Source organism: Haloarcula pelagica (assembly GCF_030127105.1).
Lineage (GTDB): Archaea > Halobacteriota > Halobacteria > Halobacteriales > Haloarculaceae > Haloarcula > Haloarcula pelagica.
Window position 1 is genome coordinate 1 of sequence record NZ_CP126161.1, and the last position, 24,908, is coordinate 24,908.

At 67.7% G+C, this 24,908-nt stretch carries 23 protein-coding genes and 9 pseudogenes; 14 read left to right on the top strand and 18 right to left on the bottom strand.

The genetic code is table 11. From position 1 onward, the window contains the following. Positions 1-138: pseudogene (locus P1L40_RS00005) on the top strand (shikimate kinase); the annotation flags it as partial. Continuing rightward, entirely contained in the window at positions 135-428 is a 294-nt protein-coding gene (locus tag P1L40_RS00010; RefSeq protein ID WP_284009128.1) for a chorismate mutase, read from the top strand. The pseudogene P1L40_RS00005 and the gene P1L40_RS00010, both read left to right, overlap by 4 nt. A gap of 5 nt (positions 429-433) precedes the next feature. On the opposite strand, the gene P1L40_RS00015 is transcribed toward P1L40_RS00010, so the two are convergent. From P1L40_RS00015 to P1L40_RS00025, 3 genes and pseudogenes are all read right to left on the bottom strand, one after another. After that, a complete protein-coding gene (locus tag P1L40_RS00015; protein ID WP_284009251.1) occupies positions 434-1,642 on the bottom strand; it encodes a hypothetical protein in 1,209 nt (402 codons plus the stop codon). A 399-nt stretch (positions 1,643-2,041) separates the two neighbouring features. After that, positions 2,042-2,720 (bottom strand): annotated as a pseudogene (locus tag P1L40_RS00020) (carbonic anhydrase). A 45-nt stretch (positions 2,721-2,765) separates the two neighbouring features. Further along, positions 2,766-3,416 carry a GNAT family N-acetyltransferase gene (locus P1L40_RS00025; protein ID WP_284009252.1) on the bottom strand — a complete coding sequence of 217 codons (651 nt, stop codon included), beginning with the start codon at positions 3,414-3,416 and terminating at the stop codon, positions 2,766-2,768. Between the two features lie 21 nt (positions 3,417-3,437). On the opposite strand from P1L40_RS00025, the gene P1L40_RS00030 reads away from it, so the two are divergent. Further along, on the top strand, positions 3,438-3,998 hold the full coding sequence (locus P1L40_RS00030) for a sugar O-acetyltransferase (protein ID WP_284009135.1): 561 nt from the start codon (positions 3,438-3,440) through the stop codon (positions 3,996-3,998). Positions 3,999-4,001: 3 nt separating this feature from the next. On the opposite strand, the gene P1L40_RS00035 is transcribed toward P1L40_RS00030, so the two are convergent. Further along, the gene (locus P1L40_RS00035) at positions 4,002-4,391 is read right to left on the bottom strand and encodes a CopG family ribbon-helix-helix protein (RefSeq protein ID WP_284009136.1); all 390 of its coding nucleotides are present in this window, start codon (positions 4,389-4,391) and stop codon (positions 4,002-4,004) included. Positions 4,392-4,510: 119 nt separating this feature from the next. Between P1L40_RS00035 and P1L40_RS23455 the strand changes: the two are divergent. Beyond that, positions 4,511-5,361: pseudogene (locus tag P1L40_RS23455) on the top strand (sulfite exporter TauE/SafE family protein). A 4-nt stretch (positions 5,362-5,365) separates the two neighbouring features. Here P1L40_RS23455 and P1L40_RS00045 read toward each other — a convergent pair. The 5 genes and pseudogenes from P1L40_RS00045 to P1L40_RS00065 all read right to left on the bottom strand — a co-directional run bounded on the left by P1L40_RS00045 (position 5,366) and on the right by P1L40_RS00065 (position 10,395). After that, positions 5,366-6,288, bottom strand: a pseudogene (locus tag P1L40_RS00045) (DMT family transporter). A 51-nt stretch (positions 6,289-6,339) separates the two neighbouring features. Further along, positions 6,340-7,389, bottom strand: coding sequence for a lysylphosphatidylglycerol synthase transmembrane domain-containing protein (locus P1L40_RS00050; RefSeq protein WP_284009142.1), 1,050 nt, complete (start codon positions 7,387-7,389; stop codon positions 6,340-6,342). A 43-nt stretch (positions 7,390-7,432) separates the two neighbouring features. After that, complete coding sequence (gene surE, locus P1L40_RS00055; protein ID WP_284009144.1) at positions 7,433-8,230, bottom strand: 5'/3'-nucleotidase SurE; 798 nt, start codon at positions 8,228-8,230, stop codon at positions 7,433-7,435. Between the two features lie 37 nt (positions 8,231-8,267). After that, on the bottom strand, positions 8,268-9,668 hold the full coding sequence (locus P1L40_RS00060) for a small ribosomal subunit Rsm22 family protein (RefSeq protein ID WP_284009146.1): 1,401 nt from the start codon (positions 9,666-9,668) through the stop codon (positions 8,268-8,270). Then, a pseudogene (locus tag P1L40_RS00065) lies at positions 9,665-10,395 on the bottom strand (prephenate dehydrogenase/arogenate dehydrogenase family protein). Before P1L40_RS00065 ends, P1L40_RS00060 begins: the two are co-directional and overlap by 4 nt. A gap of 172 nt (positions 10,396-10,567) precedes the next feature. Here P1L40_RS00065 and P1L40_RS00070 point away from each other — a divergent pair. Both P1L40_RS00070 and P1L40_RS00075 read left to right on the top strand, forming a co-directional pair. Beyond that, complete coding sequence (locus P1L40_RS00070; protein ID WP_284009150.1) at positions 10,568-11,341, top strand: fumarylacetoacetate hydrolase family protein; 774 nt, start codon at positions 10,568-10,570, stop codon at positions 11,339-11,341. 47 nt (positions 11,342-11,388) lie between these two features. Continuing rightward, a pseudogene (locus tag P1L40_RS00075) lies at positions 11,389-13,022 on the top strand (GMC family oxidoreductase). Here P1L40_RS00075 and P1L40_RS00080 read toward each other — a convergent pair. Further along, a complete protein-coding gene (locus P1L40_RS00080) occupies positions 13,019-13,474 on the bottom strand; it encodes a transporter (protein WP_284009254.1) in 456 nt (151 codons plus the stop codon). The pseudogene P1L40_RS00075 and the gene P1L40_RS00080 overlap by 4 nt on opposite strands. A 52-nt stretch (positions 13,475-13,526) precedes the next feature. Then, positions 13,527-13,814, bottom strand: coding sequence for a hypothetical protein (locus tag P1L40_RS00085; RefSeq protein ID WP_284009255.1), 288 nt, complete (start codon positions 13,812-13,814; stop codon positions 13,527-13,529). On the opposite strand from P1L40_RS00085, the gene P1L40_RS00090 reads away from it, so the two are divergent. Genes P1L40_RS00090 through P1L40_RS00110 form a run of 5 tightly spaced genes read left to right on the top strand, consistent with a single transcriptional unit; the run spans position 13,815 to position 17,427 of the window. Next, a complete protein-coding gene (locus tag P1L40_RS00090) occupies positions 13,815-14,027 on the top strand; it encodes a hypothetical protein (RefSeq protein ID WP_284009257.1) in 213 nt (70 codons plus the stop codon). 40 nt (positions 14,028-14,067) lie between these two features. Further along, positions 14,068-15,336 (top strand): NAD-dependent epimerase/dehydratase family protein, encoded by a 1,269-nt coding sequence (locus P1L40_RS23680; protein WP_284009258.1) that lies wholly within the window; start codon positions 14,068-14,070, stop codon positions 15,334-15,336. Next, complete coding sequence (gene hisC, locus P1L40_RS00100; protein ID WP_284009157.1) at positions 15,237-16,319, top strand: histidinol-phosphate transaminase; 1,083 nt, start codon at positions 15,237-15,239, stop codon at positions 16,317-16,319. The genes P1L40_RS23680 and hisC overlap by 100 nt, the downstream gene beginning before the upstream one ends. Further along, on the top strand, positions 16,316-16,822 hold the full coding sequence (locus P1L40_RS00105; protein WP_284009158.1) for an adenylate kinase family protein: 507 nt from the start codon (positions 16,316-16,318) through the stop codon (positions 16,820-16,822). Before hisC ends, P1L40_RS00105 begins: the two co-directional genes overlap by 4 nt. Then, the gene (locus P1L40_RS00110) at positions 16,819-17,427 is read left to right on the top strand and encodes a CDP-alcohol phosphatidyltransferase family protein (protein ID WP_284009159.1); all 609 of its coding nucleotides are present in this window, start codon (positions 16,819-16,821) and stop codon (positions 17,425-17,427) included. The genes P1L40_RS00105 and P1L40_RS00110 overlap by 4 nt, the downstream gene beginning before the upstream one ends. Positions 17,428-17,544: 117 nt before the next feature. On the opposite strand, the pseudogene P1L40_RS23685 reads toward P1L40_RS00110, so the two are convergent. Next, positions 17,545-17,802: pseudogene (locus P1L40_RS23685) on the bottom strand (DUF8138 family protein); the annotation flags it as partial. Between P1L40_RS23685 and P1L40_RS23690 the strand changes: the two are divergent. Then, positions 17,709-18,002 carry a helix-turn-helix domain-containing protein gene (locus P1L40_RS23690; protein WP_473092370.1) on the top strand — a complete coding sequence of 98 codons (294 nt, stop codon included), beginning with the start codon at positions 17,709-17,711 and terminating at the stop codon, positions 18,000-18,002. The pseudogene P1L40_RS23685 and the gene P1L40_RS23690 overlap by 94 nt on opposite strands. On the opposite strand, the gene P1L40_RS00120 is transcribed toward P1L40_RS23690, so the two are convergent. After that, positions 17,999-18,562: a response regulator gene (locus P1L40_RS00120; protein WP_284009161.1), complete on the bottom strand. Its 564-nt coding sequence runs from the start codon at positions 18,560-18,562 to the stop codon at positions 17,999-18,001. The two genes, P1L40_RS23690 and P1L40_RS00120, sit on opposite strands and share 4 nt — an antisense overlap. A 102-nt stretch (positions 18,563-18,664) precedes the next feature. Between P1L40_RS00120 and tpiA the strand changes: the two are divergent. Further along, a pseudogene (tpiA, locus tag P1L40_RS00125) lies at positions 18,665-19,310 on the top strand (triose-phosphate isomerase). A gap of 6 nt (positions 19,311-19,316) precedes the next feature. On the opposite strand, the gene P1L40_RS00130 reads toward tpiA, so the two are convergent. The 5 genes and pseudogenes from P1L40_RS00130 to P1L40_RS00150 form a co-directional block, all read right to left on the bottom strand. Continuing rightward, positions 19,317-21,113: an ATP-binding protein gene (locus P1L40_RS00130; RefSeq protein ID WP_284009260.1), complete on the bottom strand. Its 1,797-nt coding sequence runs from the start codon at positions 21,111-21,113 to the stop codon at positions 19,317-19,319. A 576-nt stretch (positions 21,114-21,689) separates the two neighbouring features. Continuing rightward, positions 21,690-22,874: pseudogene (dinB, locus tag P1L40_RS00135) on the bottom strand (DNA polymerase IV); the annotation flags it as partial. Positions 22,875-22,914: 40 nt separating this feature from the next. Then, the gene (locus P1L40_RS00140; RefSeq protein WP_284009166.1) at positions 22,915-23,430 is read right to left on the bottom strand and encodes a hypothetical protein; all 516 of its coding nucleotides are present in this window, start codon (positions 23,428-23,430) and stop codon (positions 22,915-22,917) included. A 165-nt stretch (positions 23,431-23,595) separates the two neighbouring features. Continuing rightward, positions 23,596-23,991 carry a hypothetical protein gene (locus tag P1L40_RS00145; protein WP_284009167.1) on the bottom strand — a complete coding sequence of 132 codons (396 nt, stop codon included), beginning with the start codon at positions 23,989-23,991 and terminating at the stop codon, positions 23,596-23,598. Positions 23,992-24,122: 131 nt separating this feature from the next. After that, the gene (locus P1L40_RS00150; protein ID WP_284009168.1) at positions 24,123-24,398 is read right to left on the bottom strand and encodes a hypothetical protein; all 276 of its coding nucleotides are present in this window, start codon (positions 24,396-24,398) and stop codon (positions 24,123-24,125) included. 203 nt (positions 24,399-24,601) lie between these two features. Here P1L40_RS00150 and P1L40_RS00155 point away from each other — a divergent pair, with 203 nt between their 5' ends. Next, positions 24,602-24,907, top strand: coding sequence for a PadR family transcriptional regulator (locus P1L40_RS00155; protein WP_284009169.1), 306 nt, complete (start codon positions 24,602-24,604; stop codon positions 24,905-24,907). Position 24,908: the final 1 nt, after the last annotated feature.

Below are 24,908 nucleotides of genomic sequence, written 5' to 3' on the forward strand. Positions count from 1 at the left end.
TCCCTCTCGGGGACCGGCCCCTCGTTTACCGCCGTCGGCGAACGGGAGGCGCTCGAACCGGTCAAGGCCTACTGGGACCAGCGTGACGGCGAGACACTGCTGACAACGACACAGACGGACGGAACACAGATAGCATGAGTTCAGAACCTACCCCGGAAGACATGTCACTGGAGGAACTGCGCGACGAGATCCGTGCCATCGACCGCGAGATCGTCGAGAAGATCGCCCAGCGAACGTACGTCGCCGACACGATCGCCCAGGTCAAAGACGAACAGGGCCTGCCGACCACCGACGAGGCACAGGAACAGGCCGTGATGGATCGCGCCGGCGAGAACGCCGAACGGTTCGATGTCGACGCGAACCTCGTGAAAGCGACCTTCCGACTCCTGATCGAGTTGAACAAGGTGGAACAGCGCGAGAACCGCTAACCGGGTCAGTTCACCGCCTTCGACAGTTCGGCTCCCGCCTTGAACTTCACGTCCTGGGACGCCCGACTCGCACTCGTCAAGTGAAGCACCGGGGCATCGACCCCCACGTGCAGCAACTCGATATCATACTTCTTCTCTCCCGGCCGCTTCCGAAGGAGGATGTCGTTCCCACCCGACTCCGAAAGTACACCCGCCTTCACCAACTCCTCAACAGTCCCCGAATCCAGCCGCGCCCCCCTCCGTCGACGCGTAACCATTCCCCGAGGTGCATCACCCCCACCCGCCACATCCTCAAACGTAGCAGTAAGCTCAGAAAGCTTAGAACGCTCGACACCGACCACCTCTGTCGGTCCAGCCATCGACACCACCGTCGCCGAATTCCCGTACAGCGCAGCATCGTCGATGACCCACCCACCCGTGTACACGAGCTGGTCGTTGCTCTCACACCGCTGGACATAGAACAACGCCGGGAACGACTCCGGACACCGCGGCGGCTGCACCATCACCTGAAACACCGACACACCAGTCGACGATCCAGACTCCGTCGTCCGCGCCCAGACACCCGGCCCGCACCGTTCTGTGCCAAAAGGCCATTGGACACTACAGACCTGCTCAGAGCCACCGTCCGCGCCCGGCGGCGAACTCACTACCAGCACTGGCCCGTCCTCCGCTCGAACGACCTCCAAACCACCGCCCGTCGCCGTCGGTTCAGACACCTCCGCAACGAAGTGAGGCGTCGTCCCGCACGCCGCCCCCGGGAAAATCTCCCGTTCAGTATCGTCGCAATCGCCACCCCCATCCGGGCCAGCCTTCGGCGTCCCCCAGGAGTACACTCGCCCATCACCAGCAGACTCGCCTGTGAGATACGAGAGCAGTCGATCCGGCGTCACCGCCTCCCGGATACTCCCGTTCCCACCCGGCACCTCCGCATCCGGCAGACAGACCGTAAACCGCTCGGCGACCATCGCCTCGCCGCCAAGATAGTCGTAGACGGGCTCCAGTTCTTCGTCCTCGTCTTCAGTGCCGTCGCCGAGGCCGTCACCGTCAGCGTCATCGTCACGAGCGTATCCTTCTCCCGGCGCGTTGCTCCGCGACGAATTGTGGTTCTGCGCCATGACCGGCGACGACGTAACCCACCCTTCCAGTTCGATCCGACCGGACACCGTCGGAGTCAGCCGACTCACGTGTGGCCGCCCAACGACAAACTCGCCCATACTCTCTCCCTGTGTCCCCGAGAATGCTGCGGCAGGCGACGCTCCCGTGTTCGTCACGGACGACGCCACTCGACTCAGACACCCAGCGAGCCCGCCGGCAGCAACGACACCACCTGCCGCGAGGAACCGCCGCCGACTGATGGTAGCATGTGGCACGTCTCGTCCGACACCATCTGGTCTTCGTGGATGCATAATCAAGTAGTGAACGCGAGGTAAGAGTATAAGTTTTCTGATTAATATGGGGGGAAAAAGACGAACATGTGACCGTCGAAGCCGTCCGTGGTACGGTCCGGTGCGTTCTCTACGCCACCGAGAACCGTGTGGGACAGCGAGAAGCCGAGGCGAAGGACTGGCGTGGCATCGACCGCTACAGGCTCACTCGACCACCGACACGCCCGCTCAGTACTCCCAGAGACGGCGGATTCGCCCCTCGATTTCGGGGTACTGCTCGCGGAGGGTCGCCACGTCGGTCTCGCCGCCGACGTTGATCACGTGGACTTCGCCACGACGGTCGCTGTAGACATCCTGGAAGTCGTAGACGGCACCGACGACATCGACATCGTCGGCCACGTCGTCGCTCGCGACGAGGAACTCGACTTGCCGATCCACGTTGTACTCGACGAGCCGATTGATCGCGCCCGCACGGCCCACATCGTCGGGTAGCGCCTCGACACCGGGTTCGAGGTGGGGTTCGAGCAGGCTGAGACAGTGTTCGATCCCCGGCGGTTCCGAGAGTCCCTCGGTGAGCTCGTCGTAGGTCGCCGTGACGGCCCCGCAACCGGTGTGGCCGACGACGACGGCGGTCTTCGTCCCGGTGTGCGAGCGGATAGAGCACGTCACCGGAGACGGCCTCGCCCGACGCGGTCCGCTGGACGACCCGGTTCCCGATGTTTCCACAGGTAAAGAGGTGGCCGGGTTCGTCGTTGCCGAAGATGTGGTCCTGGAGGACCCGGGAGTCGGAACAACAGACGGTGACTGCCTCGGGATGTTGGGCGTCCTGCACGTCGCCGAACCGCGCCTGGAACGTCTCGGCGTGCTCGGCGTTGCGAGCGAGTAGGTCGACCAGTACCTCGTTCATACGGTGACCACCGTTCGTAGGGATATATCAGTTTGTGGTCCCTACTCACAGTGAGAGCGCGTTCGTCCCGGTCGCGAGGGCCGACGCGACCGCGTCGCTGTCCAGTTCGGGGATCGGTATCGGCGCCGACGGCGGCTCGTCGTCGTCCCGGAGCGAGCGTGCCCACCACTCTACGTCGTGCCACTCCCCGTGTTTGTAGCCCACGTCCTCGTAGGTACCGACGCGGTCGAACCCCATGGCATCGTGCAGTGCCGTACTCGGCGGGTTCGGGACGGTGATCCCGGCGTAGACGTTGCGGTACCCCTGGCGTTCCAACACGGCAAACAGTGACTGGTAGAGGCCGCCGGCGACCCCGCAGCGCCGGGCGTTCTCGGCGACGTAGACAGAGGATTCGACCGCCCACTTGTAGGCGCCCCGGCTTCGGTGCGGCTGGCGTAGGCGTACCCCAGGACGCGACCGTCGTGTTCGCAGACGAGCCAGGGGTGCTGTTCCAGCGTCTCTGAGAGGCGTTCGGCGAACGCCGCTTCGCCGGGGAGCTCGGTCTCGAAGGTGATCGCGCTGTCCCGGACGAACGGTGCGTAGATCTCGCGACAGGCCGGCGCGTCGGCTGGTCCGGCAAGCCGTATTTCGACCATCTCTCCGGCGTAACGGCGGGACGGATATAAGTCCGACACTCGCGTCCCGAGCGCTTACCACGCGGACCGGCGTACCGGACGTATGCCCTCGGAGAAGGAGAAGATGCTGGCAGGCGAGCGGTACGACCCGAGCGATCCCGAACTGGTCGCCGAGCGCGAGCGAGCACGCGAACTGGTCCGTGCGTACAACCGGACCGACCCCGGCGCGGGCGACCGGCGGCGGGACCTGCTCGACGAGCTGTTCGGGTCGGTCGGCGAGTCGACCGTCGTCGAACCACAGTTCCGCTGTGACTACGGCACCCAGATCCACGTCGGCGACGGCTTCTTCGCGAACTTCGGCTGCGTGTTCCTCGATGTCTGTCGGATCGAGTTCGGCGATCGGTGTCTGCTGGGGCCGGGCGTCCACGTCTACACGGCGACACACTCGCTCGACCCGGCCGAACGCGCCGCCGGCATCGAGTACGGCAAGCCCGTGACCGTCGGCGACGATGTCTGGATCGGCGGCCGGGCGGTCCTGAATCCGGGCGTGACGGTCGGTGACCGCAGCGTCGTCGCCTCGGGCGCGGTCGTCACCGAAGACGTTCCCGCGGGCGTCGTGGTCCGGGGGAACCCGGCGACGGTCGTCCGCGAGATCGAGTCGTAACCGTCAGTCGTCGCGTATCATCATCACTTTGACCCGACCGACGGCGTCGAAGTCACGCAGTCTGTTCGTCAGCGCCCGGACCCGTCCCGCCGGGCCGCGACAGAACAGCGACTCCAGACACCACTCGCCCTGGTGGGTGTGACTCGTGTTCAGAATCACGTCCTGATACTCGTGTTGGACGGTGTGCAGGGACTCGATGACATCGTGATGCCGGTAGTCGAAACCCAGGAGCGCCACGACCTCGCCGGACTGCTCGTCGAACCGGGAGTGGGCTTCGATGTACTCACGCATCGCCTCACGGACCGCCCGCGAGCGGTTGTCGAGGCCCTGCTCCTCCCAGACGCGGTCGAACTCCGCCACCGTCTCGTCGGGAATGTTGAAACTCGTTCGCATCGTCGGTGTGTGCTCGCGCCCGCTACATGAACACCGCCGGCTCGCCGAAGCGCGTATGACGATCCCCCAAACAGGTATTAACTACCCTTAACCGACCGCTGGCGCTACGTCCACCCGTGATGATCGACGGCGAACTGACCGGACTCCTGGCCGGAGCTGTCGTCCTCGGCGCGGTCCACGGGATGGAACCGGGCCACGGCTGGCCGGTCGCGGCCTCCTACGCGCTCGACCAGTCGAACAAGTGGGTCGCCGGGATCGCCGCGAGCACGATCCTCGGGCTGGGACACCTCGTCAGCAGCCTCGCGATGGTCGGCGTGTTCTTCTACGCGAAGTCGTACTTCTCGCTGACGCAGGTCAACGAGCCACTGACCGTTGCCGGTATCCAGATCGGCGGTCCGGTCAGTGTCGTCGCCGGCTCCTCCTGATCGTCCTCGGCGTCCGGGAGTACACCGGCGGACACAGCCACGGCGGCGACGTAGACGACCACTCACACGACCACGGTGACACACACGATCACAGCCGTTCGCACGATCGGTCCCACTCACACGAGCACGGTGGTTCTCACGCGGACAGCCACGATCACTCACACGGCGAGCAGGCCCACGAGGGTGGCCTCCGCGCTCGCCTCGGACGCGCGTTCCCGTTCGCCGGCGGACACGACCACGGATCGCTCTCGGACGCGGCCGATCGCGGCCTGCTCAGTATCGCCTGGGCGGCGTTCCTCCTCGGGTTCGCCCACGAGGAGGAGTTCGAGATCATCGCACTCTGTGCCGGGTCGAGCTACTGTCTCGAACTGATGAGTGCCTACGCCCTCACGGTGATCGCCGGTATCGTCGGCCTGACTGCCCTGTTGCTGGCCGGGTACGAACACTACGAGGACGAGGTCGAGCGGATCACGCCCTACCTGCCGGTGTTCTCCGCAGCCGTGTTGATCCTGCTGGGGGCTGGCTTCGTGACGGGTCTGCTCTGAGCGCTCAGTGGCGCTCTCCGGCCGTCCGGCCCGCCCCGAGGAGTTCGTCCCTGATCGCGTCCCGTTTCAGCAGGATGAATCCGGCGAAGATGAGCGCGAACCCGGCGACGGTCGCCGCTGTCAGTTCCTCCGGCAGGAAGAGGACGCCGGTGATGGCGGCGACGATCGGCGCGGCGTAGGAGACCAGGTTGATCTCGATAGGGCCGAGCCGTTCCAGCAGGTCGAAGTAGATCAGGAAGCCCAGGGCGCTCGCGACCACGACCAGATACGCCAGCGCGAAGAGTCCCCGCGGTTCCCAGCGGACGGCTGCGACGGACTCGCCGATGGCGAGGCTCGCGACGTGCATGAGAGCCGCGCCCAGCAACATCGACCACGCCTCCATCGTCTCGATGGGCAGTTCGGCCTCGACACGGCGGGTGAGGACGCTCCCGAGCGCGAACGCGGCCGCGGCCAGGAAGACGAGAAACAGCGAGACAGTGCGGCTCGTCACTGAGCGCCCCGTCCGGGATTGCTCAGGACGACGACGCCGACGAAGCCGACGAGCAACCCGACCACGCCGACGACGGTGAGACGTTCCTCGGGGAGAAACACCCGGGCGAACGCGGTCGTGAGGACCGGCGAGAGGCTCACGACGATGGCGGCGACGGCGCTGGAGACGCCCAGTTCGCCGACAAACAGCAGGGCGTGGTAGGCGGCGATCATGAACAGGCCACCGACGCCGACAAGCGTCCACTCCGGCCTGCTCCGGGGCCGCCAGCGGTCGGTCGCGTACACGGCGTAGCCCAGCATCAAGAGCCCGGCGAGGTCGTATCTGAACGCGGCAAACAGCACCGGTGGGAAGTAGTCCAGCCCGGCCTTGATCGCGGTGAACGCGCTCCCCCAGGCGACCGCCAGCGCGACGAACAGTGTTGCGTTCCTGAAGCGCATCGGATCGGTGTCTCCCAGTTCGTGCCCGGCGGCAAAACGTTGGCCATCGACTCACTCCAGTACGCGCCAGATCGAGGCCGAGAGATACGCGGTCGCGAGCCCGCCGATCGAGAGGACCAGCCAGTAGGTCGCGAGCCGATAGAGCAAGACGCCGGCGGCGGCCTGTTCGGCGCCCGCCCCCGTCAGGAGTGTGAGGACGGCAGTGAGGCCGACCTCCGACCCGCCAAGACCGCCCGGCGTCGGGAGCAGTGTCGCCAGCCCGCTCGCCGGCGCGAGAAACAGGGCGAGCGCGAACGGGACGGTCACGCCGACGGCGGCCAGCCCGGAGTACAGTGCCAGCGAGAGCGTCAGCCACCCGAGGACTGCCAGGGACGCGCCGACGGCGATCCGCCGTTCGTCGCCGGTCGCGGCCCCGAAGCCCGCGAGAAAGGAGTCGACGTGCGGGGCCACGCTGTCGGGGTGGGTGTGCCGGGCGAGCCGCTCGGAGACGGGGGCGACGAGCCCGTGGACGGCCCCAGCCACCCCGACGACGGCGCGTCCGAGCACGGCCCGCCGGTACGCGACGAGCGCGACGCCGACGACGAGGACGAGCGTGACACCGGCAGCGAGCGCGAGCACCATCGGGCCGCCGACGCCCGCCCGCGGGTCGGCGACGAGGCCGACGAGGCCGAGCACGGCCACGCCCAGCGAGGAGCCGAAGATGAGCAACTCGCTGGCGGCCACCGGAGCGAAGACATCCCTGAACTGCCGATCGAGGTCCTCGGCGATGACGTAGGCCATGATCGCGGTGCCGCTGACCGTTCCCAGCGGGAGGATCTGCTTGCCGAAGGTCCCGGAGAGGTAGCCCAGTTGGACCCGGTACGGCGGGAGGCCGCTGTCGGCCGCTGTCAGCAGCGTCACCGTCGTCAGACTCCAGACGAGTTGTGCGGCGAGCGCGGTCACGACGGTGCCCGCGACGAGTGTCGGATCGGAACCGGCGATCGCTGTCGCGACCGCAGCGGTGTCGAGCCCGAGCAGTAACAGCCCGATCAACGCCAGCGCCAGCGCGGTGCCGGCAAGCTGGCGCCGGCCGAGAGGTGGGCGATGCCGTGTGGTCGCCATCGTCCTCTCTGGCGGCGCCGACGGGCTTGAACGTGACGGCGAGTCAATCGGTCGGGTCGTACGTCTCCGCGAGCGCGTCCAGCGCCTCGTGGTGTTCGGTGGTGTGTGGCGCGGTCAGCGGGGAGACACTGACCTTCCCGTCGACGACCGCGCGCCGGTCGGTGCCCTCCGGGTCGGGGATGTCGCCGTCGGCCATGTGCTCCCAGATCCGGTCGTGCAGCGTCACGGCGTCGCCGTCGTGGACGGCGTCCATCTCGTAGAGCCGCGACGGGCGGGTGATCTCGATGTCCGCCGGGCCCCACTCCGCCACCGGGGCGTTGACGTTGAGGTAGTCACACTGCTCGAAGACGCCGGCACCGAGCGCGTGGTCGGCGAGGTACGTCGTCGCGCGCACCGCCTCGCCGTAGCTGTCGCCGTTGGCCTCGATGTCGGAGAACGCGGCGTCCTCTCTGACCGGGATGTACATCGAGACGGCGATGGCCGGCACGTCGAAGAACGTCGCCTCGACGGCGGCGCTGACGGTGCCAGAGCGGCCCAGGACGTACGCGCCCAGGTTCGCGCCCCGGTTACAGCCGGCGATCACCAGGTCGGTCTCGGGGACCAGCGCCTCCAGCCCGGCCACGACACAGTCGGTGGGCGTCCCCTCGACGACGTAGCCGAGTTCGTGTTCCCGGACCTCGACCTCGTGGGAGATGGCCCGCCCGACGGCGCTCTGGTCTTCGGCCGGAGCCACGACGGTGACATCACCGACCGTCGAGAGCCCCTCGTACAGCGTCTGCAACCCGGTGCTGTCGATGCCGTCGTCGTTCGTCAACAGGATCGCCGGCTCGTCGTCGTCCATACCCCCCGTCGGGCCGTCCGCGAGAAAAGGCCACCGCTCAGCGAGCCCGATCCACGACGGTCTCGCCGTCGACGACGACGTTGTAGGCCGCTTCGTCGTCGTTCCAGAGGACCAGCCCGTTCTGTATCGACAGGAGGTCGCCGTAGTCGGCCTCGACCAGGTCGGCGTTGAGCATCGAGGCGTCGGTCCGCACCGCGAAGTGGTCGGTCGCCTCGCTGCCGTCGCCGATCAGGAACAGCGGGTTCCCCTCGCCCTCCGAGAGGTCCGGGCTCAGTTTGATCGCCAGGAGGTTCACCCGGTCGGTGACGTAGGTCTCGGCGTCGGCCATCGGCGCGTGGACGCCCCGGTCGGGGGAGATGTCGATACGAGTCTGCCCGTCCGTTCTGAGGACGCTGTAGGCGTACTGCACGTCGGTGTTGACGAACTCGCCGGTCCCGCCGCCGGCGTCGTCCAGCCGGCGCTGGATGTCGGGGACCGCGATGTCGGATTTGCGGTCGAACGACCAGCACTCGCCGCCGGGCCGCTGGTGGGGCCAGAGCCGGACTGTCGGGGCGTAGACGGTCGCTGGGCCGTCGTCCGCGACGGCACGTTCGGTCGTCCGGAGGTCGATCGCGGTGTTGCGGTCGGCCGGCGCGACCGCAAGCACCGTCCCGTCCTCGGCCAGGAAGTCCAGGTATCGCCGGACCGTCGCCGCGGGGTCGTCGAGTTCGCTGAGGACGTTCCCGAAGAGGATCAGGTCGAACGGTTCCTCGGCCTCGAACACCTCGGCACGCTCCCGGTGGATCGTCGTCCCGACGTGTGGCGGCGCAGTCTCCAGGAGGTGTGCCAGCACGTCGGCGGCCGCGCTTGGCTCGACGGCGTGATAGTCCAACAGCCCGTCCTCGGGCAGGAGATCCAGCAGCCCGAGCGCCGGCCCTCCGACGCCGGCACCGACATCCAGCACCCGGAGTCGGGACGGGAGCAGTCCGTCACGGGCGAGGTCGGCAAGCAGGTACTGGGCGGTCGCGTAGTAGTCCGGGAGGTGATAGATCGCGTAGCCCAGCGCGGTGAGCCGGTCGTACTCGACCGATGCGCCCTGGAGATACCGCTCCTTGATGTCGCGGATACGCTCGCGGAGGCGGTCGCCGCTGTCCCCGCGGTGCCAGTTCGGTCCGAACTCCTCGACGAGCAGGTCCTCGACGGCGCGGGCGTACGGCGTCGGGAACGACTCGACGCCGTGGAACCGGACCGACAGCGGTTCCTCCGGGGCCGGCACGAAGGTCCCGTCTCCCTGCTCGACGATCGCGAGGTCGAACGCCTCCTCCCGGAGGACCCGCCGGACGACCGCCGGGTGGGGTTGTCCCTCGACGTACTCGTGGATCTCCTCGGGGTCGAGCGGTCGGACGCTCCTGAGGTACTGGGCGTTCTCGCGGATCTGTCGGCGTGTGTCGGCGTTCATAGCTCCTCGTAGATGCGGGCGAACTCCTCGGGGTCAGCGTCGGCCAGCCGGCGGGCGGCGTCGGCCACCGCGTCGGCGCCGTCGAAGGTCCGCTGGATGTCGGCGTAGACGCGGGGGTCGCCCCGGTGACGCCGTCGACGAGGTCGGCCAGGCCGGCCGAGATCGGCGTGTGGAACGACTCGGGCACGTCCTCGGCGGCCAGCGCGAACGCCAGGACGGCGGTGTGGGCGGCGGCCTGGACCGTCTCCATGGCGGTGTCGTGTTCCTCGACGGTCGTCTCGAAGACGGTGTTGCCGGCCGCCGAGAGGGCGGTCGTGAGCCGGTCGGCTGTCGGCCCGTCGGCGTCCGTGACGGCGGCGACGTTTCCGGGTGCGTTGGCCGGCGCGAACAGCGGGTGGAGACTCACCCGCTCGCTGTCGGGTGCGGCCTCGCGCATGGCTGCGACCGGCTCCCGCATACTGCCGGTCACGTCGACCACGGCGCCCGTCGCCAGTGGGGCGTACTCCTCGATCGCGGCCCGCGCGACCGGCATCGGGACGGCCACACAGACCACGTCGAAGCGCTCGTCGGTGTCGGTCGCGACGGCGCGGCCGCCGACGGCCCCGGCAGCGGCCTCGGCGGCGGCCTGGTCGGTGTCGGTGAAGGCGAGCGTCGCGTCGGCGTGGTCCCGGAGCGTCCCGGCGACCCACCGCCCCATCGCGCCCGCGCCGACGACGAGAACGTTCATCGACCGGGCGTAGCCCGCGGCGTCTCAAAAGGCGTTCGGTCACCCGCGGGACCCGAGCAGCGGGGAGGTTCCCGCTCTGACGATACCGACGTAGACGCCCGTCGAAACCGACCGACGGCGTCCGGGGGACCCCTCCTAAACGCTTATCCGTCGGCCGAGAGTGAACAGAGCCATGAAGCGCGTTCGATTCCGTGACTCCGCGGGGAACGTCCGCGGCGGCCGCTGGACCGTCGAGGACGGCGAGCCTGTCGTCACTGCCGCGGCCGGCCCGTACGGCCGCATCGCCTTCGGGGACGAGAGCTACGACCCCGACGAGGTCGACATCCTCCCGCCCTGTGAGCCCACGAAAGTCGTCTGTATCGGCCGCAACTACGCCGATCACGCCGACGAGATGGCGGAAGAACTCCCGGATCGGCCGATGCTGTTCCTGAAAGCGCCAAACGCGATCGCCTCGCACGGCAACACGCTCACGCTGCCCTCGGGCAAGGAGCGGATCGACCACGAGGCGGAACTGGGCGTGGTCATCGGCGAGCAGTGCAAGAACGTCTCCGAGTCCGGCGCGATGGACGTGGTCGCGGGCTACACCTGCGTCAACGACATCTCGAACCGCGACGACCAGAACCGCGAACAGAACTGGGTCCGCGGGAAGGCCTTCGACAACGCCTGTCCGATCGGTCCGCTGGTCGCGACCCCGGAACACGTCCCCGAGGACGCCACGATCGAGTGCCGCGTCAACGGTGAGACTCGCCAGTCCTCCTCGCGTGACCACCTCATCTTCTCCATCCCGGAACTCATCGCGGAGATCACCGAGTACATGACCCTGGAACCGGGCGACGTGATCGCCACCGGAACGCCCGAAGGCGTCGGGCCGCTGGCGGACGGTGACACCGTCGAGATCGAGATCGAGGGCGTCGGCACGCTCGAACACTCGGTCAAGATCCCCTGACGCGGATAACAACGCATAAGTTTAGGATCGCCTAATCCTTCGACGAGATGGAGGAGCGCGAGCCGTCCGACCGTGCCGATGTCTGTGTCGTCGGTGCCGGTCCCGCAGGTGCACTCGTCGCCAGCCGACTCGCCAACGACGGCCACGACGTAGTCGTCCTGGAGGCCGGTCCCCGGTTCGACTTCGAATCGCGCCAAGAGCGCATGGAGCGAGCGATCAGGCCGGGCGGCAGGGGCGATGTCTGGGAGATGGGGGGCGAGCGGGACGCCTACACCTCCGGCGGCGACCGGTTCTACCCGCTCAACGTCACCCGCGTGAAAGGCGTCGGCGGGTCGACACTGCACTGGCAGGGGATGGTGATGCGGTTCCACCCGACGGATTTCGACGGCGGCCACGAAAACGCAGACCCGGCGTGGCCGATCAGCTACGAGGACCTCCGGCCCTACTACGCCGAGGTCGAGCGGGCGATGGGGGTCGCCGGCGATGCCGACAACCCGTTCGCACCGTCCCGGGAGAACCCCTATCCCATGCCGGGGTTCCCGCCCTCCTACAGCGACTCGCTGTTCGCAGAAGCCTGTGAGTCGCTGGGGATCGCCACCCACTCGGTCCCCAACGCCCGCAACTCCGAGGGGTACGACGGTCGGGGCCAGTGTGTCGGCTACGGGACCTGTCAGCCGGTCTGTCCCTCCGGCGCGAAGTACGACGCCAGCGTCCACGCCAGGGACGCCGAAGAGGCCGGCGCCCGCATCGTCGATCGCGTGCCAGTCCAGCGCCTGGAGACCGACGGCGAGGGCCGGGTCACCGCCGCCGTCTACGCCACCCCCGACGGGACCGAGCACCGACAGACGGCCCGGGAGTTCGTCCTGGCCGCCGGCGGCGTCGAGATCCCGCGCCTCCTCTTGCTCTCCCGGTCGGAGGCCCACCCGAACGGCCTCGCCAACTCCTCGGGCTCGTGGGCCGGTACTTCATGGAACACCTCTTTGCCGGTGCCGGCGGCACGCTCGACCGGGAGACCCGCCAGAACCACGTCGGCTTCATCACCAGCGAGACCCACCAGTTCTACGACGACCCCGGGCAGGCCGTCGAACACGCCGGCACCGGGGAGACGGTCGTCGAGTCGACCGGGGAGTCGTTCTCGCCGATCAAACTTGAGTTCCTGAACTACGCCGGCCCCTCCCCGGTCGAGATCGCCCTCGACGGCGAGACCTGGGGTGACGACCTCCTCGCCGATCTCCGGTCGGCCTACGGCACCCACATCGCCATGGGCGGACTGGTGGGGCAACCGCCGCGGAAGGAAAACCGTGTGACGCTCGACACCTCCCGGACCGACGACCACGGGAACCCCGTTCCGGACATCCGGTGGTCGCTGGGATCGCGTGTCAAACGGTCGCTACGCCGGGCCAACGAGATCCAGGTGGCGATCCTGCGGGAACTCGGGGCCGAGATCGGCGGTACGGTCGGACCCGAACACACCGGCCCGGCGTACCACCACATGGGGACGACCCGGATGGGGACCGATCCCGCCGAGAGCGTCGTCACACCCACCCTTCGGACCCACGATCTGACGAACCTCTCGGTCGCGTCCTCGTCGGCGTTCGTCACCGCCGGATCGCTGAACCCGACGCTCACGATCGGTGCCCTGGCGTTGAAATGTGCCGACCACGTGGGGCAGCGGCTCTAGTAGTAGAGCCCGAGGATCGCCCCGGCGTCGAGCAACAGGAGGACTGCCACGACGGCGGCCCCGAGCAGGAACGGCCGCGCCTCGCGGGCCGGTTCCCCGACTTTCTTCCGGTCGAACCCGTCCGTGAGTTTCGACGCGCCGACCTCGACGAGGCCGGCAAGCAGGAACCACAGCGCGACCATCGTCAAGACGAGGTGGCCCCGTCCGGTGCCGGTCAGCGACTCGGCGGTGTACCGCGTCGCGGCCATGTGCCCGCCGGTCAACAGCAGCGCCAGCGCGCTCACTCGCGAGACGGTCTTGAGTTTACCCGTTATCGGTTCGAGTGCGCGGACCCGCGCGTTCCCGTTCATCGCGACCGGCAACACGGCGTAGACGGTAAACAGGACACTCCCCGACCAGAGCCCAGCGAACACGAGGTGGGTTCCGAAGATCGCGGCATCGACAGTGCTCATGGGCGGTGGTTGGACGGCACTGTCTTGAACGTCCTGCTTCCGCGCCCGGCGGTCAGGAACCGCCGTCGTCCGAGGGATCGGCTTCCGCGAACACGTCTCGCGCTTCGACGTTCGCGGCGTCGCCTCCGGGGGTCGCCGCTGTCGCTATCCGGGCCGTGGTGACCGACGACGGTCCCCGGCCGTCATGTGAAGAGTTTTCACCGCCGGCGTCACCACGGACAGGTATGCCTGGTGACATCGACAACACGGCCGACGCGCTGTCCCGCGTCCGAACGAACGGGAACCTCGATACGGTCGAGATCACGGACGTGACCGAGGAGGACACGAGGTCGCGGTCCACATGGAACTCCCCGGCGGCGCGTCCTTCGAACAGTGTTTCAAGCGCCCGCCGGTCTGGGGCGCCAACTGTGACCTCAAGCGGTTCCTCGACGCCTACGAACTCGCACCGGACGAGGTCGAGGAACTGATCGGGAAGCGCGTCCCGGTCAACCGCGAGGTCGTCGACGATACGCTCCGGTTCGAGATCGATCTCGACGCGCTGCCCATCGACTAGACGGGGGAAGGCCTAACCCGATCCGGACCGCCCGGCCCGTATGGACGTTCTCATCACTGGCGCACACGGGACCGTCGGGACGGCGATCACCGACCACCTCGGTGACGACGACCGGTACAACTTCACGTTGCTGGACGTGGACGACGCACCGAGCCCTCACGAGACAGCCGTCGCGGATGTCCGGGCGTACGACGAGATCCGCCCGCACTTCGAGGGACAGGACGCGGTGGTCCACCTGGCGCTGATCCCCGGGACCGGCGGCCCCGACTCCCGGGCGCTGGGCTGGAACGAGCCACAGGCCGACAACCTCGAAGGCATCCACAACGTCACCGAGGCGGCCGTCGACGCTGGCCTGGACAGCATCGTCTTCGCCTCCTCGAACCACGCCGTCGGGATGGTCGAGGGACGGAACGCGCCCGACGTGTACCACGACCGGGGTATCGTCGCCGGCCACGACGAGCCACACCGTCCCGACTCCCGGTACGGTCTGACGAAGAGCTACGGCGAGGACCTGGGGCGGCTCGCGGCCGAGGCACACGAGATCAGCTTCTACGGTCTCCGTCTCGGCGCGATCCGGGATCCGGCGTACGACCACCCGTACGGCGACGCCGAACGAGGTGTCGACGAGGGCCGTTGGGAGCGGGGCAGCGACGCCTACGAGGAACAGGTCGCACGCATGAAAGGGCTCTGGCAGTCCCGCCGCGATCTGGCCCACATGGTCGCGTGCTGTCTCGACGACGAGTCGGTCGAGTGGGACCACTTCTACGGCGTCAGTGGCAACGAGCGCCGCTGGCTCGACGACCTCGAACACGCCCGGGAGACGATCGGCTACGAACCCAGGACGACGGCGAGCAGTGGGACGGCCCGCCGGCGTGAGTGTGACCGCAGTCCTGTGAACGAACGTGAAGATTTATCTACCGAAGCGTGGTATCGTATGTCATGGCAACGAACCGTAAGGGCGGCTCGTCACCGCTGGCACGTATCCAGAACCGCTACGAGGGAACCAAAAAGAAGTGCCCGGAGTGTGGGTTCGTCGACGAGGCGGGCAACTGGGACAGCCGGACCAACGGCGGCAAGATCGTCTACCGCCACACCTGCCCGAGCTGTGACGCCGAGCGCGAGCACACGTTCTCGATCCTCGGATAGCCCCGTCCCGTCGAGCCAGCCCAGGTGGTCACTCTTAAGCCGCCCCACCCGCTTGGCACATCCATGGAGCCACGCGATCTCTCGTCGCACACGGTCTACCGGGCGGGCCGCGGTATCGAAGAAGTCGCCCGGGAACTGGGGGTCGAGCCCGACGACCTCGTGAAACTCGCGTCCAACGAGAACATGTTCGGGCCGAGTCCCGCCGCCGTCGACGCGATCCGGGAGTCGGCCGCCGGGATGCACTCGTACCCGAAGGCCTCCCACGCGGACCTCGTGGCGAGGGTTGCCGACCACTGGGACTGCGAGGACGAGCAGGTCTGGCTCGGGAACGGCGGTGACGGGGCGCTCGACTGTCTCGCCCGGGCGATGCTGGACCCGGGCCAGCGCGTGCTGGTGCCCGATCCCGGTTTCGCCTACTACCCGATGAGCGCCCGCTACCACCACGGGACCGTCGCCGAGTACACCCTCTCGAAGGCCGACGACTTCGCACAGACGGCCGAGACGGTCCTGAAAGATTACGACGGCGAGCGGATCGTCTACCTAACCAGCCCGCACAACCCGACCGGCGCGGAGTTCTCGACGGACGCCGTCCGAGAGATCGCCGAGGAGACCGACGAGCAGACCCTCGTCGTCGTCGACGAGGCCTACGGGGAGTTCTCCGACCGGCCGAGCAAACGATCGCTGCTCGACGACCGCGACGACGTGGCGATCCTCCGGACGTTCTCGAAGGCCTACGGACTGGCGGGGGTCCGGATCGGCTACGCGCTGGTCCCCGAATCGTGGGCCGACGCCTACGCCCGGATCAACACGCCGTTCTCGGCGAGCGAACTCGCCTGCCGGGCGGCGCTTGCGGCGATGGACGACGACGAACACGTCCGCAAGTCCGTCGAGACGGCCGCCTGGGCCCGGGAGTACATGCACGACGAACTCGCGGCCGACACCTGGGAGAGCGCCGGCAACTTCGTGCTCGCGTCGGTCGGCGACGCCGACGCCGTCGCGGAGGCGGCACAGGAGGCCGGCGTCATCCTCCGGGACTGCTCTTCCTTTGGCCTGCCAGAGTGCGTCCGGATCACCTGTGGCACGCGCGAGGACACGCGCCGAGCCGTCGAGACGCTCAACGAGATTCTCGGGGTGACAGAGGCGTGAGGGTCGCAGTGACGGGCACGCCCGGGACGGGCAAGACCACGGCGACGGAGCGACTCGACACCGATCTCGACGTAGTCCACCTCAACGACGTTGTCACCTCGGAGGGGTTCTCGACGGGCCGCGACGAGGAACGCGGGAGTCTCGTCGCCGACCTGGACGCGGTGGCCGACTGGCTCGACGGGCGCGACGACGTTGTCTTCGAATCACACCTGGCACACCACTTCGACGCCGACCGGGTGATCGTCCTCCGTGCCCACCCCGAGACGGTCGCGGCCCGCCTTCGGGGGCGGGGCGACGAAGAGGCGAAGGCAGCCGAGAACGCCGAATCGGAGGCGTTGGACGTGATCCTCTCGGAGGCCGTCGACCGCCACGGGATCGACTCGGTCTACGAGGTCGTCACGACCGACCGCGACCCCGACGAGGTGGCGGCAGCCATCGAGGCCGTGCTCCGCGGCGAGCGTGACCCGAGCGCCGGCACCGTCTCGTACGTCGAGTGGCTATGACACTGGACAGGTTCAGACCGCTCGCCGACCGTGCGCTGGGGCCGTTCGTCAGCGCCGCCCGCATGACCGGGCTCTCTCCCGACGGCGTGAGCGTCATCGCCTTCCTGCTGGCTGTCGGTGCCGGCGGCGCCTACGGCGTGGCGGCACGGGACCCGCTGCTGTACGTCCTCGGTGCCTTTCTGGTCCTGGGGAACGGCTGGCTCGACCTCGTCGACGGCGCGCTCGCCCGGGAACTCGACGTTGCCTCCTCGGGTGGTGACCTGCTCGATCACGTCCTCGACAGGTACGCCGATATCGCGATCATCGTCGGCCTGGCCGCGGGGATCGGCCAGTGGGCGCTCGGCATCGCCGCCGTCACGGGCGTGTTGATGACCTCGTACCTCGGCACCCAGGCCGAAGCCGTCGGCCTGGATCGGGTGTACGGCGGCCTGCTCGGCCGGGCCGACCGGCTGGCGCTCGTCGGCGTCGTCACCGGCGTGGTCGCGTTCGTCCAGCCCGAGGTCGCGGGGCTCTCGCTCGTCGGCTGGCTGCTGGTCGTCTTCGCCCTGGTGGGTCATCTCACCGCCGTCCAGCGGTTCTATCACTCGATGCGCGCGCTGGACTGACAGGGCGGCCGGCACACCATTTATACCCTCCCCTCTCCAACCCGGCAGTATGGTCCAGTGCGAGATGTGCGGCAAGGAGGTCTCGTCTCCGAACCGCGTCAAGATCGAGGGCGCTGAACTCGATGTCTGTGACGAGTGTACCGACTTCGGCACGGAGGTCAAAACCGAGGACAGCTCCTCGACATCGACGAAGTATTCGACATCCTCCAGCGGGTCGAGCGGGTCGTCCTCGTCCTCACAGTCGAGCGTCCAGTTCCGGCGGGTCGAGCCGTCGCCGCGACATGTTCGACGAGATGGACGAGGTGGCCCAGGACTACGACCAGCGGATCCGGGAGGCCCGCGAGTCAAGCGGGATGAGCCAGGAGGACCTCGCACGGAAGCTCAACGAGAAGGCAAGTCTCATCCGGAAACTCGAACGCGGCGACACGCTCCCGACCGACGAGATCCAGAAGAAACTCGAACGCGAACTGGGGATCTCGCTGAGCGAAGGCGGCAGTAGCGAGGAGACCGAGTGGTCGAGCGGTAGCAGCCAGGGGAGCTACACGCTCGGCGATGTCGTCGAACGCAAGGACTAGAGTCTGAGGTCTTCCTCTTCTACGTCGAGTTCGTTCGCGAGCGAGTCGACGTTCGTCTCGATGTCGCTGATCTCCGACTGGAGCCGGTGGTACTGGTCGCTCTCGCGGAGTTCCGATTCGGTCTTCTCCAGTTGTAAGACGTTGCGCTTGAGTTTCTTCGTCGTCAGTTGCCGGAGCTGCTCGTTGTAGTCCGAAATCATCTCCAGCCGTTCGACGACTTCGATCAGCTCACCGCGGGTGACCGGTTTCACGATGTAGTCGTCGACGCCCATATCGATGATCTCGAAGTCGGGGTTCACCGCCGTGACCATCGCGATCCGGCAGGGGAAGTTCCTGTCCTCGATCTCGGCGAGGACTTCGTTGCCCGAGACGACGGGCATCCGCCGGTCCAGAAGCACGATGTCGGGCTCGCGGTCGAGGCGTTCGAGCGCCTCTTCACCGCCGTAGGCCGTCACCACGTCGTACTCCGCCGCCGCGAGATAGTCGGTGTACAGGTCTGCCAGATGCTGTTCGTCCTCGACGATCAGGACTGTCGGTGGTCCCCCGGAGCCACGGTTCACGGTTCGATAACTGGTGACGACGCGGACCGTCTTAATACCCCCAGCTTCCGTGTGGCTCCGTACCGCACAACCTATTTGACTGCCGGCCGAGGTGATAGTCGTATGTTCGTTCTGGTCAATCTGAAGGCGTATCCGTGCGATCCGATCGAGGTAGCGACCGCCGCAGCCGACGTGAGCGACGACTCCGGCGTCCGCGTCGCGGTCGCACCCCAGGCGGCCCACATCGAGTCGGTCGCCGAGACGGGCGTCGAGACGTGGGCACAGCACGTCAGCCCCGTCGAGCACGGCAGCCACACCGGGAGTACGCTGGCCGAGGCGGTCGCCGACGCCGGCGCCGTCGGCACGCTGTTGAACCACTCCGAGAACCGACTCAAACTCGCCGACATCGACGGCTCCCTGGACGCCGCCGATCGGGTCGACCTGGAGACGATCGTCTGTGCCAACAACCCCGCACAGATCGGTGCCGCCGCGGCGCTCGGCCCGGACGCCGTCGCCGTCGAGCCGCCGGAACTCATCGGCACCGGGACGCCGGTCAGCAAGGCCGACCCCGACATCGTCACCGGTGCCGTCGACGCGGCCGCACGGGTCGACGGCGACGTGGACGTGCTGTGTGGCGCGGGTATCTCTACCGGGGAAGACCTCGTCTCCGCGAGCGATCTGGGCGCGACCGGCGTCCTGCTGGCGAGCGGTGTCGCGAAGGCCGACGACCCCCGTGCCGCGCGAAGACCTCGTCGAGCCGCTGGTCTGACGGCTCTCAGGACTCGTTGTCGACGATCTGTCCTTCGAGCCGGTCGGCGTACTCGTCGCGCTGCGCGGCCGGGAGGTCGGTCGCCGTCTCTTCGTCGATGAGCGCGCCCAGCCGTACGTCGTAGGAGCCTCTCCCGACGTGTTCGACGAGCCCACGGAGCCTGAGCGTCCGGTTGCGCGCGTAGGCCGCCGTCCGGTCGCCCGAGCCGCCGGCCGAGAAGTGCGCGTTCAGCGGCGTCCCCGGCCCCTGTTCGACGTAGAACGCGAGCATCCGCCGGGTCTTTCCCTCCAGGTCGGCGATATCCGCCGCGAGGGCCGCGACGGCCTCCGGAACCGAGTCGTCGATGGGATCGATCGGTGCCGCTCGGGTCCCGCCGCCGGTGTCGGCTGCGACGCCGCCGTCCGACGACGAGCCGCCGGAATCGACAGACGCCATCGCCGCGGCGAACGCCGTCTCGGCGTCGTCGCCCTCCGCCTGGCCGTTGGCCGATGCCGCGTCGGGCTGGCCGTTGGTGGCCGTCGCGTCCGCCTGGGGTGGGCCGGCGTCCCCGCCGGACGCGGGCGGACTGTCCATCCCCTCCTCGGGCGCGAAGTCGCCGAACGCGTCGCCGAAGCCGCCACCGGAGGCCGCCGCCGGCTCCGCGTCCTCGGCAGGCGAGTCCTCGGCCGTCTCGGACGGCGAGCCCTCGCCGGCCTCCGCGAACCGCTCGCGCCGTCGGCGTTCTTCCTCCTTTGCGGTCCGCCCGGGGTTGTAGTCGTCGACGTGGTCGACCAGCGCGTCGGTGAACTGCTCGGCCATCCGGGAGAGGTCCCGTGCGTCCTGGAGTTCCCGCTCTAGTTCCGCGATGCGTGAGTTCTTCTTGTCCAGTTCCTCGCGGAGTTCCTTGATGCGGTTCTCGGTGGCCTGTTTCTCGTCGCTGATCGTCTCCAGTTCCGAGACCAGGTCCTCGCTGACGGACTTCAGTTCCGGGCGCTCGAAGTCGTCGAGGCCGGGCGTCGCGCCGGCGTCGAACGTCTGCTTGCGCCGGAACTGGACCCGGTGGACGGCCTCGGCCCAGTCGGTCATCAGGAACGCCTCGCCGTCGCCGAGGTCCTCGACGGCGTCTGCGTAGTCGTTGTCGAGGATCCGCCCGACGACCTTGGTGTCGTTGTTCCAGGTCAGACGGTGCCAGACCAGCCAATCACACTGGGTGATGTAGTCTTTTTTCACGTCGGCCGGGCGTTGGCTGATGCCGACGATGCCCAGCCCGTGTTTCCGGCCGCGTTTCCCGATCTTGATGAGCATCTTCCCGACCTCGCCCATCGACCCCTTCTCGGGCATCCACTCGTGGCACTCCTCGACGAGCATCAGGAACGGCTGTTTCTGCTTTTTGGCCTTGGCGAACAGTTGCTTCGAGACTTCCGTCAGCAGCGTCTCGGCCTCTTCCTCGTCGAGGAACGACGAGATGTCCAGGATGATGGGGACGTTCTGCTCCAAGGCCAGCGAGGCGATCTTGCCCGCGTGGTCCTCCGTGACCTGGATGTCACACTCCTCGTCGCCGCCGACGTGGAGGATCTCGTACTCCTCTTTGAGGCCGTAGTACTCCCCGTCGATGTCGACGATGAGCAGCCCGAACCCGTTGTCGAGCAGTTTCTCCGCGATGACGCTCGCGGAGTTGCTCTTCCCGCTCCCGCTCTTCCCGGTGATGAAGCCGCGGCCAGTGAGCAGTTCGACGACCGGCAGGTTCACGGGTCTGTCGGGGTCCGTGTTTCCGCCGACGCCGGCGCTCGTGTCGGCGACGGTTATCTGTTCGGTCTCTGCCATTCGTGTCCCGACGGAGACACGCACACCTCATAACTCTCCGTCAGACAGGCGTCTTCCGTCCGCTGACGGGCTTGGTGGAGCAACCGCTATTGCGGTGGAGCCGTAACTATTTTTGTGGGTCGGTGACAGATGACACGGTACGAGACAGTCGTCGAGAACGGGAGCGTCTCCGTCGGTACCCCCGACGGTCGCATCGAGATCGCGCCGCTCGACGACATCGTCGCCGCCGTGGGCGGGCCGGCCTGGACGATCGAGTACACCGAGGCCTATCGCGAGCAGTTCCCCGGAGTCGACACCTCCGACGAGGGACTCACCGTCGACGTGGTCGATATGCTCCAGGCGATGACACACAGCGAGCAGTTCGTTCGGACGCTCGCCGCACAGCCGACGGCTGTCCCGCCCGACGACGTGCTCTCGCCGCGTGCGGGACTGTTCGTCGGGAAACTGCTGGAGAATCTGGAGCACGGGGTCGACTGAGTCAGCCGAATTCGTCGAGCGTCGTCTGGCCTCCCCTGTCGCCGTCGGCCACTCGGTCGGTCCCCGCCCGCTCCTGGAAGGCACCAAGCGGTGCCTGATCGACTGCCCTCCTCGCCGGGCCGGGCCGTCGTCGTCGGTCGTCTCGAACCCGTCGAGACTCGCCTGCTGGCCGGCCGAGAAGTCCAGGTTCGAGACGCGCACGCCGACTTTTCGGACCGCCGCACCGTCGAACTCCGTCAGCAGGTCTAGCGCGACCGACTCGACCAGATCGGCGTCTTCGACCGGCCCTGGCAACGACTGAGCGCGTGTGTTGACATCGAACGGGGGCGTGACGACCTTGATACCGATCGTCTGATACCGGGCCTCCTGTCGCCGTGCGCGGTCGGCGACGGCGTCGGCGAGCGTGCGGACGCGACGCCGGACCGTCTCACTCTCCTCGGTCGCCTCGGTGAACGCGGACTCCCGCGAGAGGCTCTTGGGGTCGCCTTTCGGGGTCACGTCGCGGTCGTCCTCGCCGCGGGCGAACCGGCGGATCTCCCGGCCGCGCTCGCCGAAGGCGTCGTCGAGGCGGTCCGGATCGGCACTGGCCAGGTCGCCGGCCGTCTCGATCCCCATGGCGGCGAGTTCTCTGGCCGTCACCGGCCCGACGCCGTGGACGGCCTCGACGGGCAGCGGCGCGAAGAAGTCCCGGACCTCACCGGGCTCGACGATGATCAGTCCGTCGGGCTTGTCGTGGTCGCTGGCGACTTTCGCCGCGCTCATCGTCGGGGCCAGGCCGACGCTTGCGACCACGCCGACCGACGCCTCGATCCGGTCTTTGAGATCGGTTGCCCACGCCCGAGCCTCGCTCCAGTCGACGGTGTCGCTGACATCGAGGTAGGCCTCGTCGATGCTCACCTCCCGGACGGTGTCGGCGGTGTCGTGGAGAATCGCCTTCACGTCTCGTCCGACCGACTCGTAGTAGTCCAGTTCGACCGGCCGGTAGAAGCCGGCCTCGGACACGTCACGCTCCGGGTCGTCGACGGCGTCGACCTTGCGCGGGAGGCGTTCGAGGGCGTCGGTTATCGGCATCGCCGACTCGACGCCGTACTCGCGGGCCTCGTAGCTGGCGGTCGCGACCGCCCCGTGGGTCTCTCCGGGTTCGTAGCCCATCCCGACGACGAGTGGTTCGCCCCGCAGCGCCGGCTCGCGCTGTCGCTCGCAGGCCGCGTAGAAGCAGTCCATGTCGACGTGGGCGAGGACCCGCTCGCGCCGGCTCGATCCCGGTAGTCCCAGCCCGTCCATGGCCGAGGGTAGATCCCCCCGCGCAAAATCGATGTCGCTGTCAGTCACGGTCGGCGGTGTAGACGGCCGTCGTCCCGTCGAGGCGGTCGAGGTTCGCGGCGAGTGTGTCCCGCTGGGCCTCGCTCGCGCCGGCCAGGAGTGTCACCTCGGCCACGCCGTCGAAGGGGTGTGCCTCCAGTTGGCTCCGGCCCTCGAAGAGCCGACCGTAGCCGTCGCTGCCCCACTCCACGTCCGTGGTAAACACCATCGCGTCGAACGACTGGCCGTAGTTGGCGTCGGCCTTCGTCGAGAGCGTATCGAGGCGCTGGCCGACCGCGGACAGTCCGCGCGTCTCCGGGAGCGCGAGGAGCAGGTCGGTCACCGGATAGGCGGGGTCGGCACCGAAATCCGGTGCGTACGCTCCCGGAATCCGTTCGAGTTCCGGCCCGTCGGTGACGCGGAACGCGACGAACCGCGCCAGTCCACCCCCGTACAGGTGGGCCTCCACGAGCGGGACCATCCCCTCGCCGAGCGGCGGGCGGTCGCCGAGTCGAACGACGGCACGCAGCGTGGTCATCTGGAACGACGGACAGCTACTGGTCGTGTCCGTATAAGAGTAAAGTTACCGGCGGGGTGGCCGTGCCCCGCAGGTGATCGGTCGGCCGCCGGTGCCAATCCCGGAACGATACGGCGGTGGTTCCCGCCGGGAGTCGTACGCTCCACGTTACCTATTGTCACGGTGCTACTTCAAGTTTGCCCTCGCCGAGACCGACTCGGATGTCGAGGGCGGCACGATGCCGGACGCCGAACGCGCTGTCGTCGTTTCGACCTGGTAGTCGCCCCGGGTCGGGTCGTCGGCTGTGTCGTCCGCCAGGACGCTGATCATCCGTTCACACCCCATCTCACACAGCTGGCCGCGAGCGCGAACGAGCGGTTCGACGACCACGGTCGAGTGCGGGTCGAACTCCGAGACATCGGTGATGACGGTAAAGCCCGGACTGAGGTGCCGGGCCGACGTGACCGCCTCGACAGCGAGGCGCTCTACCTCGTCATCGGTGAGTTGCCCCTGGAGAACGAGATGGAGTGTGTTCTGTCCCTGATCGGCGATAACGTCGTAGCGCGCTTGCGTCGGTTCCATACAAGCGAGGACACCCGCGTGGTGCCTCACTCCCCCTCCTTACTGGTAAGGGGCGGCTCGGCCGGGCCGCGCACACGAGGTCCCAGTCCCGGGTCGTGCCGACTCCGGGCCTGTGCCTATCGGCACCCGCCTCAGTCGCTCCCCTCCAACTGGTCCGGTGAGAGTTCCGCGTTGAGGACTTTCACACCCCGCTCGGTGATACTGTAGTAGGGGTGTGAGCCGCCGGACTCGTCGACAGTAACGAGCCCGCGTTTACAGAGTTCGTTGAGCCGCCCGCTCGTGTAGCCGCGGCTGAACCCGGCGTTGCGAGCGATGTTGCTCGGTGTCAGTTCGAGTGCCTTCGGTGGCCCCAGCACCGTGAGGATGGACTGGTCGGCCGCTTTCATCCAGTCCACTTTATTATACATTCACTCCGGCTAACGGGTACTGACATAAATCCTGTTCGGTCAGTTACAGTATCTGATACTCGCGTCAAGCGAAGATAACGAAATCGTCAGGTGGAACTAAGTTGGTCCCGGTGAACATCTCCCTGTATGAGTAGCTCAGTAGTCACGTGGGCGGAGGGTCGCCGTGGATTTCAGGTCACGCCTGGACGGCAGGGAGTCGACTGATGGCGCCACAACTCGACGCCGATTGGACACAGCTGAGCGCGTTCCAGCGTGACCTCCTGGTCGCGATCAGTCAGCTCAAACGCAGCGACGAGACGTGTTACGGGCTCGCGATCAAACGCGTCGTCGAGGACGTGTATCCCGAGACCGTGACACACGGCCGGCTGTATCAGAACCTCGACGAACTCGACGAGCAACACCTGATCGAGAAACGCCAGCTCGACCGCCGAACCAACGAGTACGTCATCACCGACGAGGGCACCGCGCTCCTGCGGACACACGCCGAGCTGTTGCAGTCCCTGGTGTAGC

Excerpts from the sequence above, each read along its gene's own strand:
- P1L40_RS00110 (WP_284009159.1), top strand. The coding sequence starts at position 16,819 with ATGACACTGGACAGGTTCAGACCGCTCGCCGACCGTGCGCTGGGGCCG.
- P1L40_RS00090 (WP_284009257.1), top strand. The coding sequence starts at position 13,815 with ATGGAACTCCCCGGCGGCGCGTCCTTCGAACAGTGTTTCAAGCGCCCG.
- P1L40_RS00070 (WP_284009150.1), top strand. The coding sequence starts at position 10,568 with ATGAAGCGCGTTCGATTCCGTGACTCCGCGGGGAACGTCCGCGGCGGC.
- P1L40_RS00130 (WP_284009260.1), bottom strand. The coding sequence starts at position 21,113 with ATGGCAGAGACCGAACAGATAACCGTCGCCGACACGAGCGCCGGCGTC.
- P1L40_RS00150 (WP_284009168.1), bottom strand. The coding sequence starts at position 24,398 with ATGTATAATAAAGTGGACTGGATGAAAGCGGCCGACCAGTCCATCCTC.
- P1L40_RS00155 (WP_284009169.1), top strand. The coding sequence starts at position 24,602 with ATGGCGCCACAACTCGACGCCGATTGGACACAGCTGAGCGCGTTCCAG.
- P1L40_RS00015 (WP_284009251.1), bottom strand. The coding sequence starts at position 1,642 with ATGGGCGAGTTTGTCGTTGGGCGGCCACACGTGAGTCGGCTGACTCCG.
- P1L40_RS00035 (WP_284009136.1), bottom strand. The coding sequence starts at position 4,391 with ATGCGAACGAGTTTCAACATTCCCGACGAGACGGTGGCGGAGTTCGAC.
- P1L40_RS23680 (WP_284009258.1), top strand. The coding sequence starts at position 14,068 with ATGGACGTTCTCATCACTGGCGCACACGGGACCGTCGGGACGGCGATC.
- hisC (WP_284009157.1), top strand. The coding sequence starts at position 15,237 with ATGGAGCCACGCGATCTCTCGTCGCACACGGTCTACCGGGCGGGCCGC.
- P1L40_RS00080 (WP_284009254.1), bottom strand. The coding sequence starts at position 13,474 with ATGAGCACTGTCGATGCCGCGATCTTCGGAACCCACCTCGTGTTCGCT.
- P1L40_RS00140 (WP_284009166.1), bottom strand. The coding sequence starts at position 23,430 with ATGACCACGCTGCGTGCCGTCGTTCGACTCGGCGACCGCCCGCCGCTC.
- P1L40_RS00030 (WP_284009135.1), top strand. The coding sequence starts at position 3,438 with ATGCCCTCGGAGAAGGAGAAGATGCTGGCAGGCGAGCGGTACGACCCG.
- P1L40_RS00145 (WP_284009167.1), bottom strand. The coding sequence starts at position 23,991 with ATGGAACCGACGCAAGCGCGCTACGACGTTATCGCCGATCAGGGACAG.
- P1L40_RS23690 (WP_473092370.1), top strand. The coding sequence starts at position 17,709 with ATGTTCGACGAGATGGACGAGGTGGCCCAGGACTACGACCAGCGGATC.
- P1L40_RS00060 (WP_284009146.1), bottom strand. The coding sequence starts at position 9,668 with ATGAACGCCGACACACGCCGACAGATCCGCGAGAACGCCCAGTACCTC.
- P1L40_RS00050 (WP_284009142.1), bottom strand. The coding sequence starts at position 7,389 with ATGGCGACCACACGGCATCGCCCACCTCTCGGCCGGCGCCAGCTTGCC.
- surE (WP_284009144.1), bottom strand. The coding sequence starts at position 8,230 with ATGGACGACGACGAGCCGGCGATCCTGTTGACGAACGACGACGGCATC.
- P1L40_RS00010 (WP_284009128.1), top strand. The coding sequence starts at position 135 with ATGAGTTCAGAACCTACCCCGGAAGACATGTCACTGGAGGAACTGCGC.